This is a genomic window from Hartmannibacter diazotrophicus (assembly GCF_900231165.1).
In the GTDB taxonomy this organism is placed as follows: Bacteria; Pseudomonadota; Alphaproteobacteria; order Rhizobiales; family Pleomorphomonadaceae; genus Hartmannibacter; species Hartmannibacter diazotrophicus.
Genome location: NZ_LT960614.1, coordinates 1,044,636 through 1,061,171, shown reverse-complemented (window position 1 = coordinate 1,061,171; position 16,536 = coordinate 1,044,636). Strand labels below are relative to the sequence as shown.

The following is a 16,536-nucleotide window of genomic DNA, read 5'->3' as shown; positions in this document are numbered from 1 at the left end:
CTAGCCCCGGCGCCGCGTCAGCACGATGACGTTGCCGGTCAGAACCATCACGAGCCCGGCTATCGCGGGAACGCTCCACTGGTAGCCTTCCACGACCGTCGAGATCAACAGAGCGAAGACCGGGAAGACAACCGTGGCGTAGCCGGCCCGGGCCGAGCCGATGCGCCCGAGCAGCGTCAGGTAGCAGGCGAAGGCGACGACCGTGGAGACGACGGTGAGCCAGGCGAAGGAGACCACATAATCCGTCGTCAGGGGAACGGCGAAGCTGTCTCCGCTCAAAAGCGCGATGACGGCCATCACCAGCGCGCCATAGGCCATGCCCCAGGCGTTGGTGGAGAAGACGGGCAGTCGCTCGGACTGCAGGCGGCTCGAAATGACGTTGCCGAAGCAAAAGCAGATCGTGCCGGCGACGCACAGTCCAAGGCCGGTCAGCGCATCGTGGTTGAGCGTCGTGCCGGTGATTTCCGGTGCGAAGATGAGGGCGATGCCCACGAGGCCGACGATGGCTCCGAAGGCAATGCGGGCGTTGATCCTCTGGCCGAGCAGCAATGCGCCGAGCAGGAGATTGCCGATCGAGGCGAGGGAGAAGACGACCGACAGGAGGCCGGAGGCGAGGAAGCGTCCGCCGAGATAAAAGCAATAGAAATTCAGCGAGAACAGCAGAGCGCCGGTCAGCGCCATGCGCAGGTGCAGCCGCAGCGGGAAGACGACCCTGCGCCGGCTCGCCAGGACCCATGCGAACATGATCGCGCTGGCAGCGGCAAAGCGCAGGGCAATGGAGACCTCCGCCGGGACGCCGCTCACGACCTGATACTTAAGCGCGATCCAGCTCGTGCTCCAGGCCATGATCGCAATGGCATAGAGGCCGATGTCGTAGGTTCCGATCGCAGCACCGGTGGCGGGAGGCGGGCTTGAGGGGGCAAGCGTCACGGTTCCTGCCGCGTTGTCAGCCATTTTCTTCTCTTTTTCAGGACGCCAAAACGGCATCCATCGGCCTATTCGGCGAAAAAGTCCAACGAATGACGTCAATGGGATTCATCAGGGATGCTGATGAATCCGAACGGCAGCGTTAGCGCGAGACGACGGCGACGGCAGCGCCGGCCATCATGGCGCCCGCGCCGCGGTTCATCGCCCGCACGGCCTTCGGCCGCCGGAACAGCGCGCGGGCTTTGGCGGCGGCCAGCGCGTAGGCGGAAATCACCACCAGAAGCACCGCGATCACGGCAAGGCAAAGCTCGACGTAGCTCGTCAGGTCGATGGCCGCGAGATCGAGGAACGTCGGCAGGAATGCGAGATAGAAGACCATCGTCTTGGGATTGCTCAGCGTGACCAGCAGACCGGCCAAAAACCCGCGCCAGGGCGAGGCATCGCGGCTGACGGTGGCGCCAAGGCCCTCGTCGGGCGTCGCGCGCCACAGCTTGACCGCAAGATAGAGAAGGTAGGCGCCGCCGAGATATTTCAGGACAAGAAACACCGTGCCGAAGGTCTTGGCGATGGCGGCAAGGCCGAAGATGGCGCAGCTCAGATAGATGAGGTCACCGAGCGTCAGACCGATGATCATCGGCAGCGTCCCCCAGAAGCCGCAGCCGAGCGCGCGGGCGACGATGGCGGTGACACCGGGACCTGGGATCGCCGCGGCGATCGCGAGGGCAAGGGCAAAACTGAGGAGCGTCATCAGGGTCATGGCAGCATTCCAGGCAAATCCGCCGGCAACCGGCGGGGGCCCGCATCGACAGGGGCAGGGGCAGGGGCAGGCACGCAAAATGCTCCCGCTTTCAGGAAACGTCCACCCGTTTCTAGTTGATCAGACTGACCAGAAACCTGACGCCGGCGCTGCCCAGAAACAGGCCGAAGCCGATTTCGAGGACCCGGTGCGGCAGCCAGTGGGCGAGACGAACGCCGTAGCTTGTCGTCCAGCTCGCGACCGGCGCCATCAGCGCGAAGCCGATGAGCGAGACGAAGCCGACGGTGAGCGGCGGCAGCATGTCGCGATAGCGCCAGCCGGCGATCATGTAACCGATCGCGCCGACAACGGTGATCGGCACCCCGATGCCGGACGACGTGGCGACCGCCCGATGAATCGGCTGGCCGTAGAGCGTCATGATCGTGTTGGAAAAGGCACCGCCGCTGACCCCCACGAGCGAGGAGATGAGGCCGGTCATCATGCCGTAGATCGTCATCGGACCTCGGCCGGGCAGTTCGGTGCCAAGGCTCCAGCGATCCGTGCCGAGGAACATGCGCAGCGATATGAGGGTGGCGAAGATGACGAAGGCGATCTTGAACACCGCCGACGGCGCGAAGGCCGCGACGACCGAACCGATCAGGACGCCGACGACCGCCGCGGCACCCCACGGCACCACGACGCCGGGAATCACCGCGCCGCGCCTGTTGTGATTGACATAGGAGCGAAAGGTTGTCGGTGCGATGATCGCGATGGACGTGCCGATGGCAAGCTGCATGCGCAGGGCCTCGGGAACCTCCAACACGCGGAAAACCTCATAAAGGACCGGAACGATCACGGCGCCGCCGCCGATGCCGAAGAGCCCGGCCAGGACCCCCACGAGGGCACCCGCGGCTAAAATCCAGGCCGCAAGTTCGATCAACTGGCTCAACGGGTAGCCGCTCACGTCAGAGACTCCGACTTTGAAGGATGAGGCCTCAGAGACCGCGCGGCCATCGGGATGGCCGCTTCGACGATCTGATCGGCAATTGGTGAAACGGTCCAGCGACCGAACGGACGAAAGAGTTGTGTTCCCTTATCATATGCCACGTCGAGGTGCCCTCGGGAAAGACAGCGCGGGACACGGCTGACGCACCGGTTCCAGATCGCGCCGTCACCGTGCTATGGATCCTGCGTCCCCTTTCATTTTCTCGAGTCTCCCGTTCCCTCCATGCGCGTTCTCATTGCGATCAATCACCCGAAGACCGATCTCGGCACCGTCGGCATGGCCCTTCAGGAGGCCGGCGCCGAACTGGATATCGTCCGCTGCAACGAGGGCGGGGTCCTGCCCGAGGATCATTCCGCGCATGATGCGCTGGTGATCTACGGCGGCGCGCAGAACGCGCTGGCCGATGACACGCACCCTTATCTGCCGCATCTGACGGGCCTTGCCCGTGCCTTCGGCGAGGCGGACAAGGCCGTGCTCGGCATCTGCCTCGGCTCGCAGATCGTCGCGAGAGCCCATGGCGGACGGAATATCATCGGCAACCCGCTGGAATTCGGCTGGCAGCCGATTCGCGCGACGGCCGAGGGGCATGCCGATCCGGTGATGTCCGCGCTCAACGGCGCGACCCATCTCTTCGAGTGGCACAACGACACCTTCGAATTGCCGCCCGGCGCGGTGCATCTGGCCGAGAACGACCACACCCGCCATCAGGCCTTCCGCATCGGCCGCGCGGTCTATGCCTGCCAGTTCCATTTCGAGGCCCATACCGGCGCCGTGGCGGACTGGAAAGCCGACTATGAAGAGATGATCTCCAGGGAGAACCCCGGCTGGCTCGACACCTACGCCGAACAGGCCAGCACCCTCGGCACCGAGGCCGACCGCGTGGGGCTGGAAATCGCGCGCGCCTGGGTGGCGCTCATCCACCCGGCGGCGTGAGAGAGCCCTGAGGCGGGGTTGACCCGGCGGGCGGGCCGTGGCCATCTCGGCGGCCACGCGCAAGCCGCCTCAAAAGACTGGCCGACTGAAGAGACAGGATGAGCGACAACACCAACGCGGCAGAATTCACGGTCTCGGAGATTTCCTTCGCGCTCAAGCGCACGGTGGAGGACGTCTACGGACATGTGCGCGTGCGCGGCGAAATCTCCGGCTATCGCGGGCCGCATTCCTCCGGCCACGCCTATTTCGCGCTGAAGGACGACAAGGCGCGGCTCGAAGCGGTCGTCTGGCGCCCGACCATGGGCCGCCTGCGCTTCCGCCCCGAAGAGGGGATGGAGGTGATCGCGACGGGCAAGCTGACGACCTTCCCCGGTTCATCCAAGTACCAGATCGTCATCGAGGCTCTGGAGCCGGCCGGCGTCGGCGCGCTGATGGCGATGCTTGAGGAGCGCAAGAAGCGTCTTGCGGCAGAGGGTCTGTTCGATCCGGCCCGCAAGCAACTCCTGCCCTACCTGCCCCGCGTCATCGGTGTCGTCACGTCGCCGACCGGCGCCGTCATCCGCGACATTCTCCACCGCATCACCGACCGCTTTCCCGTGCAGGTGCTGGTCTGGCCCGTGCGGGTGCAGGGCGAGACATCAGGTCCGGAGGTCGCGGCCGGCATCGCGGGCTTCAATGCCATCGCGCCGGACGGCCCGATCCCGAGACCCGACGTCCTCATCGTCGCACGCGGCGGCGGAAGCCTCGAAGACCTCTGGGGCTTCAACGAGGAGGCGGTCGTGCGTGCGGCGGCTGCCTCGGACATCCCGTTGATCTCTGCGGTCGGCCACGAGACCGACTGGACGCTGATCGACCTTGCGGCGGACGTTCGCGCGCCAACGCCGACCGCGGCTGCCGAAATGGCCGTTCCCGTGCGCATGGACCTCCTCGATCAGGTGGACGAGCTTGCCCGGCGTCAGCGGGGCGCCCTCACGCGTCTCATGGAGGCGCGTCGGGTCGCGCTTCATTCGGCGACCCGGGCCCTGCCGCGGCCGCGCGACATCCTGCAGCTTCCAAGGCAGCGTTTCGACCAGGCGTCGAGCCATCTCGTCCAGGCCCTTCGCGCCAACACCGCCGCGCACCGGGCAAGGTTCGACCGGACGACGGCGCGGCTCAGTCCCGTCAGCCTTGCGCGCCGTGTCGAGATGGGTGCCGAGCGGCTGGGCAACCTCAAGCAACGCGCCGACCGCGCCTTCGCCGCCAGCATCGAGCGGCGGCGCGCGCATTTCGACCGGCTGTCGCGGCTGCTTGGCGCCGTCAGCTATACATCGGTGCTCGCTCGTGGATTCGCGCTGGTCCGGGATGCGGACGGCACACCGCTTCGCACGGCAGCCAGTGTTCATGCCGGACAGATGGTCAACATCGAATTTGCGGATGGACGCGTCGGGGCCCGCATCGAAGACGGCAATGACGACGCCCGGATGGAACCGCCAGCGAGAGAAACGGCCCCCTCGCCTTCCCGCGCGCCGCGCAAGAAGGAGAAGACAAAGCCGGACGAAAAACAGGGCAGCCTGTTCTGACCCTTGTGGATCGAACACACTGCCCAGTTTCAGTCAGCAGGCTCTTGCCGGCCTGATCTTAAACGTTCTCACCGCCCCCTCGGGATTGCCACTTGGGCGATGACTATCTGACGCCGGCGCCAGGACCGATCTCAGTCCCTTCGGCACCTGACGCAATGGCTCAATGCCGCGGACCGAGAATCTCGTCGTCGTGCTCCGCTTCGCGCACGGCTTCCTCGTGATACCAGCTCCCACCGGAGGCCGCGTCGCAGTAGTTCGCAAACTGCGCGGCGGTGGGAAGAGCGGCCTTCTCGCAGTGACGTGCAAGCCCCGCACGGCCGCCAAGCGGGAATTCGAGGATCTTGGCGGTTCCGCCATATGTGCTACCAGCCATACCAACTCTCCAATCAGGTCGTGTCGGGCACCTCCTGGCCCGCAGTCTTTAGGTGCCTCATAGTGCACATCATTTGCGCAGATTGCCTAGTAAAAAGTCATTTTTGCTCATACTATCCGCAAACGATCCCGTGCCCAATTCCTTGGCTACTGTTTTGGAACGCTTGGGCGGCGGTCATGGTTCCCGCCATGACTCACCTGCGCGCGGCATGGAAATCGAGGGTCAAATCATCATTTTATTGTTTATTTTCAAATGATTATGCATCAGCCAAGGACAAGCCAGGCGTCGCCGATTCCCTGGAGCATCCAAGCTCGAAATCGCTGTTCGACCGGCAACCCGGTCCTCCAGGCTCCCCGCGCGGCCCAAAAGCGTCGCCTCTCCCGGCGACAGGAACACGACGATCAGGGCGCTGCTTTCCGGCCTGAAATCATGGATTTACGTTTCGTTAACCTGGCGATTCCCGGCCCAGAACACCGCCCGACCGCTCTCGCAGTGCAGCATCTCACCCTAAAATGGCATGCAAAATGCACTGTCCGCGGCGCAGTTGGCGATCCCTTTTCAACGTTGCCGACCCCCAATCGAAACAAGCCGACCCATTGGAGGCCGGCAGTTTGTGAGAGGCGCTCTATGACCAAGTACAAGCTCGAGTATATCTGGCTCGACGGTTACACTCCCGTACCGAACCTGCGCGGCAAGACACAAATCAAGGAATTCGATTCCTTCCCGACGCTCGAGCAGCTTCCCCTGTGGGGCTTCGATGGTAGCTCCACCATGCAGGCCGAAGGCAGCAACTCCGACTGCGTCCTGAAGCCTGTTTCTGTCTATCCGGACCCCGCCCGCACGAACGGCGCGCTGGTCATGTGCGAAGTCATGATGCCCGATGGCGTCACGCCGCACCCGACCAACAAGCGCGCAACGATCCTCGACGACGAGGGTGCGTGGTTCGGCTTCGAGCAGGAGTACTTCTTCTACGAGAACGGCCGGCCGCTCGGCTTCCCGGACCAGGGCTTCCCGGCTCCGCAGGGCACCTATTACACCGGCGTCGGCTTCAGCAACGTCGGCAGCATCGCCCGCGAGATCGTCGAAGAGCATCTCGACCAGTGCCTCGCCGCTGGCATCAACCACGAAGGCATCAACGCGGAAGTCGCGAAGGGCCAGTGGGAGTTCCAGATTTTCGGCAAGGGGTCCAAGAAGGCCGCCGACGAGATCTGGATGGCGCGCTACCTGCTGCAGCGCCTGACCGAGAAGTACGGCATCGACATCGAGTATCACTGCAAGCCGCTCGGCGACACCGACTGGAACGGCTCGGGCATGCACTGCAACTTCTCGACCAAGTTCATGCGTGAAGTCGGCGGCAAGGCCTATTTCGAAGCGCTGATGGAAGCCTTCGGCAAGAACTGGAAAGAGCACATCGACGTCTACGGTCCGGACAACCACATGCGCCTGACCGGCAAGCACGAGACGGCTCCGTGGAACAAGTTCTCCTGGGGCGTTGCCGACCGTGGCGCCTCGATCCGCGTTCCGCACTCCTTCATCAAGAACGACTACAAGGGCTATCTTGAGGATCGCCGCCCGAACTCCCAGGGCGACCCCTATGCGATCGCCTCGCAGGTTCTGAAGACGATCGCGGAAGTTTCGACGGAAGCCTTCAAGACCGCCGCGGCCTGATCACCTTTTCAAGGCAGTTGTTGCGTAGACGGCGCGGACCATCTGGTCCGCGCCGTTTTTTCTTTCCCGGTCCAGCGGCACCTGGCGAGCACTCCCCGCTCCCGGCTGGTCAGGCTGCCATCTCAAGCCGCCCGACGGCGCGCTGCAGCGCATCGAAACAACCGGGATCGATCGCCGTATCGAGCATGTCGGTCATGATGGCGAAGGCCTTGGAGACCGGCATCGCCGCGCGATAGGGGCGTTCGGCGGTCAGGGCATCGAAGATGTCCGCGGTGGTGATGATCCTGGTCTCCAAACAGATCTCGTCCCCCGAAAGACCGTCGGGATATCCCTTGCCATCAAGGCGCTCATGATGGGCGCCGGCGACCTCCGCCAACTCCGCGAACGCAGGAATCCGCTTCAGGATCGTGCGGGACATGGCGGCATGCTCGCGCATTTCAGTCCATTCGATGTCATCCAGCTTGCCCGGCTTGTCGAGAATACCGTTGCTGACGCCGAGCTTGCCAATGTCGTGCAGGAGCGCGACCCGCCGCAGCCAGCGCCGCCGCTCCGCTGAAATTCCCATTTCCTCGGCGATCATGTCGGCGAACAGCGTCACCCGCTCGGAGTGATTGGATGTGTAGGGGCTCTTGGAATCGATGACATTCGCAAAGCCCTCGGCAATGTCGTCGAGATAGTCCTCGTCGACCAGACGCTCCACCACGGCCGGCTCCAGCGCGAGGACGAGGGACTCCAGTTCATCCGATGTAAGTTCGCTCCAGAAGGCCTCGTCCTCGGCAAGACGGCAGAAGGCTGCGACGAGCGACGGCGAGAACCAGGTGCCCGAACGCCCGCTCACTTCGCGGATCGCCGCCTGCGGCCCGGCCGCGACCTGAAAAACGTCGGCGACCTGGGCCAGAAGCGCAATCTGCGAGAACATCGGGATCTGGTCGCCGGAGAGGCCCTCCGGCTTGCCGGAGCCGTCGTAATGCTCATCGAGCGAGAGGATGCCCTCGCAGACGCTGGCCGAGAAATGCATCTTGGCGGCAATTTCCGCGCCGCGGTGGCAGCGCGTCTCGATCAGCTCGCGCGCGATCGTGCCGCCATTCTGGAAGATATGAAGGATGGCGCGAAACCGCTCCGAAAGCCCCGCCTTGAGGCCGGTGTGAGACAGGACGAACCGCAGAACCTGGGGCAGGCTGCCGTCGATCTGCTTGAAGTCCGCCTTGAAGGCCAGATCGTCGACGAGATACAGTTGGCAGATGCGCGCCGCGTTGCTGCTGCAGCCGAGATCCTTGAGGAGAAGCGTGTAATAAAGGTCGGCAAGGACCGGGCCGCCGAGGCCGAGTTCGCGCCCGAGGCGGGTGCCGATGTAGGCGCAGCGCACGCAATGCCCCGCCGGCTGTCCCTCGGTCAGGTCCAGAGCCTGGGACAGTGCCCCAAGCAGTTCGGCCAGTCGCAGCGTCTGCATCCAGTTCCTTCCCCGCAGCTGGCCAAAACAGTGCCGAGATGGTCTTAAGAACCTGTGACCGGCCGAAAGAGCCCGAGGATGCCGACCGTCAAACGCACTATATAAGGTCGGCATAATAAACTTTCGGGCGTTTGCGCCGGATCAATGCCGGCCCATCTGTTCCCGGACAGATTGCCCGCACGATCAAGACGATGGAGGCAGGAGCCATGTCGGTGAAAGATATTTTCGTCATTGTTGATGTTTTCGACGAGTCCCAGCCGGCAACGGCGGCGGCCATCGATCTGGCGCAGCGCAGCGGTGCCCATGTCACCGGATTGGCGCTGGCCATGGAGCCGATGGCGCCGGCCTATCTCGCCGTGCCGATTCCGGCCGACTATCTCGTCGGGGCGGTCGAAGAGGCCGAACGGCAAGCGCAAACGGCGCTCGACCGCTTCGATCATCTGGCCGGCAACGCCGACGTCGACTACGAAGGCCGGATCGTCACCGTGCTTGCCGGGTCGACCGGGTCCATCGTCGCGCAGGCCCATCTCAGCGACATCGTCGTCGTCGGCCAGGAGGACGTCGACAAGCCCGAGCCGATGCGCGCGGCACTGATCGAGGCCATGCTTTTCGATGCCGGCGTGCCGGTGCTGATCGTCCCCCGCGGCTGGACGAAATCGGTCAAGACCGACAGCGTCGTGATCGCCTGGGACGGCAGTTCGACGGCGGCGCGGGCGGTTCACGCGGCCATGCCCATCCTGACGATGTCGAAGAGCATCGAAATCGTCATCGTTCCCAATGCCATCAGTCACGACGGCGAGCCCGGCGCCGATGTCGCAACCTATCTCGCCCGCCATGGCCTCAATGTCACCGTCACGACGCTCAACCGCGATGCATCGGACGTGGCCGAGGCGCTCAACCACTATTTCAAGGGTATCGGCGCCGATCTTTGCGTGATGGGCGGCTACGGTCACAGCCGGCTGCGCGAATTCATCGTCGGCGGCGCCACGCAGGATATGCTTGGCAAGACCGAGATTCCCCTGATCATCGCGCACTGACGACAGCGGGAGCGACGCCGTTCAACGAATGGACGTCGTTCCCCCGTCAAGGGAATCAGGCAAACTGCGGGTCGTCCGCATCGGGTTCCACACCTCCGCATCCCCATCACGGAGCCGACGACGCCATGCCTTTTGGACCTGTCGATGTCTTCTTCTCGCCGCGATCCGTCGTGCTCGTCGGCGCCAGCCGCAAGGCCGCCAGCGTCGGCGGCGTGATCGCGGCCAATCTTCTGGCGGGAGACCGTGACAAGGTCTTCCTCGTCAATCCGAAGGGCGGCGAGATCGGCGGCCATCCGGTCCATCGCAGCATCGCCGATCTTCCGGCCGACCCGGATCTCGGCGTCGTGGCGGTGCCGCCTGCGGCGGTCCTCGATTGCATCGAGGCGCTCGGCAAGCGAGGCGCCCGCGGCGCGGTGGTCATCACGGCTGGTCTCGGCAAGGGCGAGGGCTCGATCGGAGACGCCGTGCTGGAGTGCGCCCGGCGCCACAGGATGCGCATCGTCGGCCCCAACTGCATCGGCATCTCCGTTCCGGGTCACAAGCTCAATGCGAGCTTCGCCCAACGTCCGGGCATGCCCGGCGATCTCGCCCTCATTTCGCAATCGGGCGCGATGCTGACCAGCGTCCTCGACTGGGCCGAGGACAACGACGTCGGATTTTCCGGCCTCGTCTCCATCGGCGACGCGATGGATGTCGGGTTCGCCGACCTCCTCGATCATTTCGCCCTCGACAGCAGCACGCGGGCGATCCTGCTCTATGTGGAGTCCGTCCGCGATGCGCGCGCCTTCATGTCGGCGGCGCGGGCTGCGGCGCGCATGAAGCCGGTGGTCGTCATCAAGGCCGGGCGCAGCCAGGCGGCCGCCAAGGCGGCGGCCTCCCACACAGGCGCCCTTGCCGGCGTCGACGCGGTCTACGACGCGGCCTTCCGGCGCGCGGGACTGTTGCGCGTCAAGACGCTGGACGAGCTCTTCTCCGCGGCCGAAACACTCAGCCACGTGCCCAAGCTTTCGGGCCGGCGCATCGGCATCCTGACCAACGGCGGCGGTGCCGGCGTCATGGGCGTCGATACGCTCGTGGAACTCGGCGGCACGCTTGCCGATCTGCTGCCCGAAACGCTCGAGGCCCTCAATGCCACGCTGCCCGAAACCTGGTCGCACGGCAATCCGGTCGACATTATCGGCGACGCCAACCCGGAACGTTACCGCGTCGCCATGGAGCAGCTTCTGGCCGACAAGGGCGTCGATGCCATCGTGGCGATGAACTGCCCGACCGCGCTTGCCTCCTCACGCGAGGCCGCCGAAGCGGTCATCGAGGCGACTACGGCCTACAACCGCGGACACAGCCGCAAGAAGCCGGTGATGGCGGCATGGCTCGGTTCCGACGACGGCTCGCCGGCCCTCTTCGCCAAGGCTGGTATCCCCTGCCTCGGTTCGCCCAGCCGTGCCATCGAGGGCATCATGCAACTCGTGCGCTATACCGACGCGCAGGAGGCATTGACCGCGACCCCGCCGGACCTTCTGGCCGATTTCTCGCCCGATCACGCGGCCGCCAAGGCCGCCATCCACAATGCCCTCGACGATGGCCGCGACTGGCTGACCGCGCTGGAGGTGACGGACCTTCTGACGGCCTACGGCCTGCCGATCGTTCCGGCGATTGCCTGCGCGAACGCCTTCGAGGCCGTCGATGCCGCCGAAAAGCTGTTCAAGGACTATCAGGCTGTCGTCGCCAAGATCGCCTCGCCGGATATCCTGCACAAATCCGACGTCGGCGGCGTGGAACTGAACCTGCACACCAACGACGACGTGATCCAGGCGATGCGGCGGATCATCAAGCGTGCCCGAGAGTTGCGGCCCGAAGCACGGATCGACGGCATATCGCTGCATCCGATGGTCTTCGCGCCCAAGGCGGTCGAACTGATCGCGGGCGTTGCCGACGATGCCACCTTCGGCCCGGTGCTCGTCTTCGGGCGTGGAGGCACGGCGGTCGAGGTCATCAACGACAAGGCGCTGGCGCTGGTGCCGCTGGACATCAACCTCGCTCTGGACCTCATCGGGCGAACGCGCGTCTCGCGCCAGATTGCGGGATATCGCGACCGCAAGCCTGTCGACCGGCAGGCCCTCGCCGTCCTCCTCGTCAAGCTCTCCCAACTCGTGGCTGAAAATCCGGAAATTCGCGAGATCGACCTCAACCCCGTGATCGCCGATTCGGAGGCGATCACCATCGTCGACGCACGAGTCTCGGTGAACGCCGACACGCGCCCCGCCATCGTGCATGACGCGCGGCTTGCCGGACATCCTCGCCTCGCCATCCGCCCCTATCCCAGCGAATGGGAGAGCCATCTTGTTCTCAAGAGCGGGATCAAGGTTTTCCTGCGGCCGCTCCGGCCCGAGGACGAAGTGCTCTATCCGCCCTTCTTCGCCCGGATGACGCCGGAGGACATGCGGCTGCGCTTCTTCAGCCAAGTCAAGGAATTCGGGCACGCCTTCATCGCGCGTCTGACGCAGATCGACTACGCCCGCGCCATGGCCTTCATCGCCATCGAGGAAGAGACCGGCAACATGCTGGGCGCCGTGCGGCTGCATGGCGACCCGGATGGCGTGACCGGCGAATACGCCATCGCCGTGCGCTCGGACCTCAAGGGCGAAGGGCTTGGCTGGCGGCTGATGCAGCAGATCATCGGCTTTGCCCAGAAAGAGGGTTACCGGCGCATCCGCGGCGAGGTGCTGCGCGAGAACACGACGATGCTTGGCATGTGCCGCGAGCTGGGATTTGCCGCCAAGCCGGAGGTCGACGCGCCGGACATCATGGAAGTCGTTCTGGACCTTACCCCTTAGCGAGCCCGGACCTGGGCACCCGCCGACAGGCGTGCAAGATTTCCGCAAGCAAGCCATCGGGTCGCAGGCCCGTGTTTGCGGGCGTTAATTTACCCTTACCGCCGGATTAATCGTTTAGTCCGAATTGCGGCCTAATCTTGGAAGCCTCTTTCCCGTTTCCGTCACGGAACTGCTTCGAGGCCCTCATGAGTTTGAAGTCTTTTGCCAACAATCGCTCGATCGCGGTCAAGATTGGCGCGGGCGTGGTCGCCGTCACCCTGATCGCGGCGGTCGTCGGTGGTGTCGGCCTGACCGGCATCCGCAGCCTCGGCAGGGCGGTCGACATGACATCGCAGTCAGCCTCGGTGCTGGCCGGTGTCAACAGTGCGGGCGGGGCCGTCAACCGCTTCCTCGAAGTGAACGATCCGGCCATCACCGAGCAGGCGCGCGAGGAACTGGCGAAGATCAGCGACAAGCTGGCCGCGCTCGGCGACCGGTCCGAGCCTGAACTGGCCAATTCCTACGACGCGATCGACCAGTTCGGTTCGGCGCTTGGCGCTCTGGAGCAGACGTCGGCACAGATCACCGACTCCTCCGCCAAGATCGCCGAGACGATGAAGGCCCTCAACAAGATGTCGGTGAAGGTCGCCGCCGTTCTCGGCGCCAAGGCGTCCGACATCGACCGCAGCAGCGACATGATCCTTGCGAATCTGGAAGCGATCCGGAGGCTCAATACGATTGCCGGCACCATTCAGGCCGATGCGCTGAGGACCAGCCTGCAGCTGACGACCTATGTGGTGACGACCGACGCCAAGGACTTCTCCGCCGCACGCCAGACCATCGCGAACATGAAGACGCCGGTGAAGGATCTTGCCGCCAGTCCTCTCGTTCCCGAAGCGAGCGAGGCGAGCCGGAAGCTCGCGGAAAAACTCACGGAGATCGTCGGCATCATCCGGGCGATCAACGAATCCTACGACATGAAGGTAATTGCCGAGAAGCGATCTGACGCGTTGAAGGCCCTCGGCGAGATGGTGACGCTTGCCGATAGCGTTCGCGGCGCGTTGAACCAGGCCCTGATCGACGGCAACCGCGCCGTTGCCGACAACACGGCCCAGAAGACCGTTGCGATCGCCGGCGCGGAATCCGCGCGCGCCTTCGGCAAGTCGGTCGCCGCCTTCAATGCGGAAGTGCTGAGCTATCGCCTGACCCCCGGCGAAGAGGCCGCCAAGGCCGTCGCCGACCGCTTCGCCGAGCTCGGCATCATGACGAAGGCCGTCGCCGACACCGGCGTTGCCGACCCGACCTCGACCATCGCCGAAACCCAGGCGAGCTTCGACGCGCTGGTGACCGCGACCAATGCCTTTGTGGCCGCGAGGACGGAGGCTCGCCAGCAGGCGGACGCCGCCGTGACCGCGATCGAGCAGGTCGTCGCGCGGCGCGTCCAATCGGCCAGCACGAGCCAGACGTCGAGCACCTGGACCATGATGGCGACCGTTGTCGGCGCACTGGTGCTTGCCTGTGCCATCGCCTTCGCGCTGACCCGCATCATCGCCGGTCCGATCTCCGGCCTCACCGGCGCGATGCGGCGACTGGCCGACGGCGACACGGACATCGACATCAACACCAGCGAACGCCGTGACGAGATCGGCGGCATGCTGGCCGCCGTGCGCGTTTTCCGCGACAACGCCGTCGAGCGGCTCCATCTCGCCGAGGCGACCGAGCGCGAGCAGGCCGCCCGCGCCACCCGCCAGCAGCGGGTCGATGCCCTCATCGCCGACTTCCGGGGCGAGATCGAGGAGCTTGTGAGCGCGGTCAGCTCCAACGCCAACCAGATGGAAACCACCGCGCGCGACCTCAACAACATCGCCGAAGAGGCCGTGCAGCGCACCGGCGTGGCCACCAACGCCTCGGACGATGCCTCCTCCAGCGTCCAGACCGTCGCTGCAGCAGCAGAGGAAATGGCCGCCAGCATCGCCGAGATCAGCCGGCAGGTGGAGATTGCCACCAAGACGGTGGATGCGGCGAGCCGCAATGCGCAGATCACCAACGACAAGATCGCCGGTCTTGCGGAAGCGGCCACGCGCATCGGGGACGTCGTCTCGCTGATCCAGGCGATTGCCGAGCAGACCAACCTTCTCGCCCTCAACGCGACCATCGAGGCGGCGCGGGCCGGCGAAGCGGGCAAGGGCTTTGCCGTCGTCGCCTCTGAGGTGAAGTCGCTCGCCAACCAGACCGGCAAGGCGACCGAGGAGATCGCCGCGCAGATCCATGCGATCCAGCAGTCGACCTCCGAAGCGGTCAGCGCGATCCGGGAGATCACGGCGACGATGGGCGAAGTGGACAGCTCCACAGGCGCAATCGCCCACTCGATCATCGAGCAGGGCAATGCGACCAGCGAAATCTCGGAGAATGCGCAGCGGGCCGCCGCCGGCACCGAGCGCGCCGTGCACGAGACCGGGGCGCTGTCCCGTGTCGTCGGCGAAACGACGCAATCGGCCGCGCAGGTGCTCGAGGTCTCGCGCGACGTCAACGAACAGGCCGCCAATCTCAAGCAGTCCGTCGAGCGCTTCATCGCCAACGTGCTTGCGGCCTGACGCGCACTCCGCTGATCCCGGGAACAAGAAAGCCGCCGGCGCTTCAGGCTCCGGCGGCTTTTTTCGTGGCGATCGCCAGGCAGCGGCCCGGCGAGGTGGCCGATCGGATGTTTCGTGGCGACACCCCGGCTCCGACCAGCGAGACGTCCGGACAACTCCACGGGTCCATCGGCAGGTCGGCGAGCTCGCGCTCGCTCATCCGCAAGACGTCCGGGTGGTTCATCGGGTCGAGGCTATGCCACGCCGGTCTTGCGGTCCCGCGTTGCAGCCATCTCCAGAATTTCTTGACAGGCATTCGACTTCCTCCAAATCGTTCTTCAGGAAGCAGCCTATTTTGCGTCTGCGGCGGTCCGGCACAATTGAGAATGTTCCGCCTTGCCTGTAGAAAATCTATATGCGTGATCTCAACCAGGTTCATCTGACAGGGCTTCGGGCGCTGGAGGCCGTCGGGCGACTCGGCTCGCTGCCGGCGGCCGCCGACGAACTCGGCGTCTCCGTCGGCGCCGTCAGCCAGCAGGTGATCAAGGCAGAGCGGCAGCTCGGCCTGACCTTCTTCGAGCGAACGCCGCGCGGCATGGAGCCGACCGAGGCGGCCCGCCCGTTGCTGGCGCGGCTTTCGAACGGCTTCGGAGACCTTGCCGGCGTCGTTTCGGCGGCAAGGCGGACGGATTCGAACATCCTCACCATCTCGATCGCACCGATCCTTGCCTCGCGCTGGCTACTGCCCCGGCTCGACCGCTTCACCCGCCAGCACCCGGATATCAGCCTGAGGCTCGACGCCAGCGCCCGTCTCGTCGATCCCTCCCATTCGGACGTCGATCTGTGCATCCGCATCGGCCCCGGCTCCTGGCCGAACGTACGGGCGGAGTTCTTTCTGGAGCAGCTCGTCTTTCCCGTCTGCGCACCCGGCCTTCTCGACCGGATCAAGACGCCATCCGACCTTCTCACCCTGCCGGCTATCGTCGACGGCAACGCGATGTTCGACTGGGGCACGTGGATGAGGGAGGCCGGCCTTGGCGACCGCCCTGCCCCGAGCGTGCGTCATGTTTTCAGCGAGGCCTCGCTCTGCCTCGATGCCGTCATCTCCGGCGAAGGGGTGATGCTCGGCTGGCAGACGCTCGTCATCGATGCGGTCGCGACCGGTTGCCTCGCGGTGCCCTTTCCGGCGGCTGCCAGAACAGGCTTCGGCTATTATTTCGTGACGGCGCCCGAGACGCGGCGCAGCGCGAAGGTCGAGGCCTTCAAGGCCTGGATGCGGCGGGAACTGGAGGAGAGCCTGTCAATCCTGAAGCTCTCGTCGCCCGACTGACGATCTCCACAGCTGCACAGAATTTGTTTTTCCGAACGGTCAAGAACGCCAAAGTTTCATCTTGCCGTCAGGATGGGCTGGCATCACACTCATGCGATGACCGTAAAGCCGATCGACCGGGCTAAATCGAT

The 16,536-nt window shown here is 64.9% G+C and carries 13 protein-coding genes; 7 read left to right on the top strand and 6 right to left on the bottom strand.

The annotated features are described in order from the left end of the window. From HDIA_RS04930 to HDIA_RS04920, 3 genes are all read right to left on the bottom strand, one after another. On the bottom strand, positions 1-954 hold the full coding sequence (locus HDIA_RS04930; protein ID WP_099554920.1) for a DMT family transporter: 954 nt from the start codon (positions 952-954) through the stop codon (positions 1-3). Between the two features lie 115 nt (positions 955-1,069). Next, the gene (locus tag HDIA_RS04925) at positions 1,070-1,684 is read right to left on the bottom strand and encodes a LysE family translocator (RefSeq protein ID WP_099554918.1); all 615 of its coding nucleotides are present in this window, start codon (positions 1,682-1,684) and stop codon (positions 1,070-1,072) included. Positions 1,685-1,796: 112 nt separating this feature from the next. Then, a complete protein-coding gene (locus HDIA_RS04920) occupies positions 1,797-2,627 on the bottom strand; it encodes a sulfite exporter TauE/SafE family protein (protein ID WP_099554916.1) in 831 nt (276 codons plus the stop codon). 264 nt (positions 2,628-2,891) lie between these two features. Between HDIA_RS04920 and HDIA_RS04915 the strand changes: the two genes are divergently transcribed. Both HDIA_RS04915 and xseA read left to right on the top strand, forming a co-directional pair. Continuing rightward, positions 2,892-3,602, top strand: coding sequence for a type 1 glutamine amidotransferase (locus HDIA_RS04915; protein ID WP_099554914.1), 711 nt, complete (start codon positions 2,892-2,894; stop codon positions 3,600-3,602). Positions 3,603-3,700: 98 nt separating this feature from the next. Next, complete coding sequence (gene xseA / locus HDIA_RS04910; RefSeq protein WP_099554912.1) at positions 3,701-5,161, top strand: exodeoxyribonuclease VII large subunit; 1,461 nt, start codon at positions 3,701-3,703, stop codon at positions 5,159-5,161. A 160-nt stretch (positions 5,162-5,321) separates the two neighbouring features. On the opposite strand, the gene HDIA_RS04905 is transcribed toward xseA, so the two are convergent. Beyond that, on the bottom strand, positions 5,322-5,534 hold the full coding sequence (locus tag HDIA_RS04905) for a DUF2735 domain-containing protein (RefSeq protein ID WP_099554910.1): 213 nt from the start codon (positions 5,532-5,534) through the stop codon (positions 5,322-5,324). 627 nt (positions 5,535-6,161) lie between these two features. Between HDIA_RS04905 and HDIA_RS04900 the strand changes: the two genes are divergently transcribed. Continuing rightward, a complete protein-coding gene (locus tag HDIA_RS04900) occupies positions 6,162-7,202 on the top strand; it encodes a glutamine synthetase beta-grasp domain-containing protein (protein WP_099554908.1) in 1,041 nt (346 codons plus the stop codon). Positions 7,203-7,311: 109 nt separating this feature from the next. Here the strand turns inward: HDIA_RS04900 and HDIA_RS04895 are convergent, their stop codons facing one another. Beyond that, the gene (locus HDIA_RS04895) at positions 7,312-8,652 is read right to left on the bottom strand and encodes an HD-GYP domain-containing protein (protein ID WP_099554906.1); all 1,341 of its coding nucleotides are present in this window, start codon (positions 8,650-8,652) and stop codon (positions 7,312-7,314) included. A 212-nt stretch (positions 8,653-8,864) separates the two neighbouring features. Here HDIA_RS04895 and HDIA_RS04890 point away from each other — a divergent pair, with 212 nt between their 5' ends. The 3 genes from HDIA_RS04890 (at position 8,865) to HDIA_RS04880 (ending at position 15,096) form a co-directional block, all read left to right on the top strand. After that, positions 8,865-9,689, top strand: a complete 825-nt coding sequence (locus tag HDIA_RS04890) for a universal stress protein (protein WP_197708101.1) — start codon at positions 8,865-8,867, stop codon at positions 9,687-9,689. Positions 9,690-9,814: 125 nt separating this feature from the next. Next, complete coding sequence (locus HDIA_RS04885; RefSeq protein ID WP_099554904.1) at positions 9,815-12,523, top strand: bifunctional acetate--CoA ligase family protein/GNAT family N-acetyltransferase; 2,709 nt, start codon at positions 9,815-9,817, stop codon at positions 12,521-12,523. 185 nt (positions 12,524-12,708) lie between these two features. Further along, on the top strand, positions 12,709-15,096 hold the full coding sequence (locus HDIA_RS04880; protein WP_099554902.1) for a methyl-accepting chemotaxis protein: 2,388 nt from the start codon (positions 12,709-12,711) through the stop codon (positions 15,094-15,096). A 43-nt stretch (positions 15,097-15,139) separates the two neighbouring features. Here HDIA_RS04880 and HDIA_RS25565 read toward each other — a convergent pair whose 3' ends face one another. Beyond that, positions 15,140-15,295 (bottom strand): hypothetical protein, encoded by a 156-nt coding sequence (locus tag HDIA_RS25565; protein ID WP_162292585.1) that lies wholly within the window; start codon positions 15,293-15,295, stop codon positions 15,140-15,142. Between the two features lie 195 nt (positions 15,296-15,490). Between HDIA_RS25565 and HDIA_RS04870 the strand changes: the two genes are divergently transcribed. Continuing rightward, complete coding sequence (locus HDIA_RS04870; protein WP_099554898.1) at positions 15,491-16,405, top strand: LysR substrate-binding domain-containing protein; 915 nt, start codon at positions 15,491-15,493, stop codon at positions 16,403-16,405. The last annotated feature ends 131 nt before the right edge of the window (positions 16,406-16,536 follow it).

Bases quoted from the DNA above. Each gene is read 5' to 3' on its own strand.
- HDIA_RS04930 (WP_099554920.1), bottom strand. From the start codon at position 954: ATGGCTGACAACGCGGCAGGAACCGTGACGCTTGCCCCCTCAAGCCCG.
- HDIA_RS04925 (WP_099554918.1), bottom strand. From the start codon at position 1,684: ATGACCCTGATGACGCTCCTCAGTTTTGCCCTTGCCCTCGCGATCGCC.
- HDIA_RS04915 (WP_099554914.1), top strand. From the start codon at position 2,892: ATGCGCGTTCTCATTGCGATCAATCACCCGAAGACCGATCTCGGCACC.
- xseA (WP_099554912.1), top strand. From the start codon at position 3,701: ATGAGCGACAACACCAACGCGGCAGAATTCACGGTCTCGGAGATTTCC.
- HDIA_RS04905 (WP_099554910.1), bottom strand. From the start codon at position 5,534: ATGGCTGGTAGCACATATGGCGGAACCGCCAAGATCCTCGAATTCCCG.
- HDIA_RS04900 (WP_099554908.1), top strand. From the start codon at position 6,162: ATGACCAAGTACAAGCTCGAGTATATCTGGCTCGACGGTTACACTCCC.
- HDIA_RS04895 (WP_099554906.1), bottom strand. From the start codon at position 8,652: ATGCAGACGCTGCGACTGGCCGAACTGCTTGGGGCACTGTCCCAGGCT.
- HDIA_RS04885 (WP_099554904.1), top strand. From the start codon at position 9,815: ATGCCTTTTGGACCTGTCGATGTCTTCTTCTCGCCGCGATCCGTCGTG.
- HDIA_RS04880 (WP_099554902.1), top strand. From the start codon at position 12,709: ATGAGTTTGAAGTCTTTTGCCAACAATCGCTCGATCGCGGTCAAGATT.
- HDIA_RS25565 (WP_162292585.1), bottom strand. From the start codon at position 15,295: ATGAGCGAGCGCGAGCTCGCCGACCTGCCGATGGACCCGTGGAGTTGT.
- HDIA_RS04870 (WP_099554898.1), top strand. From the start codon at position 15,491: ATGCGTGATCTCAACCAGGTTCATCTGACAGGGCTTCGGGCGCTGGAG.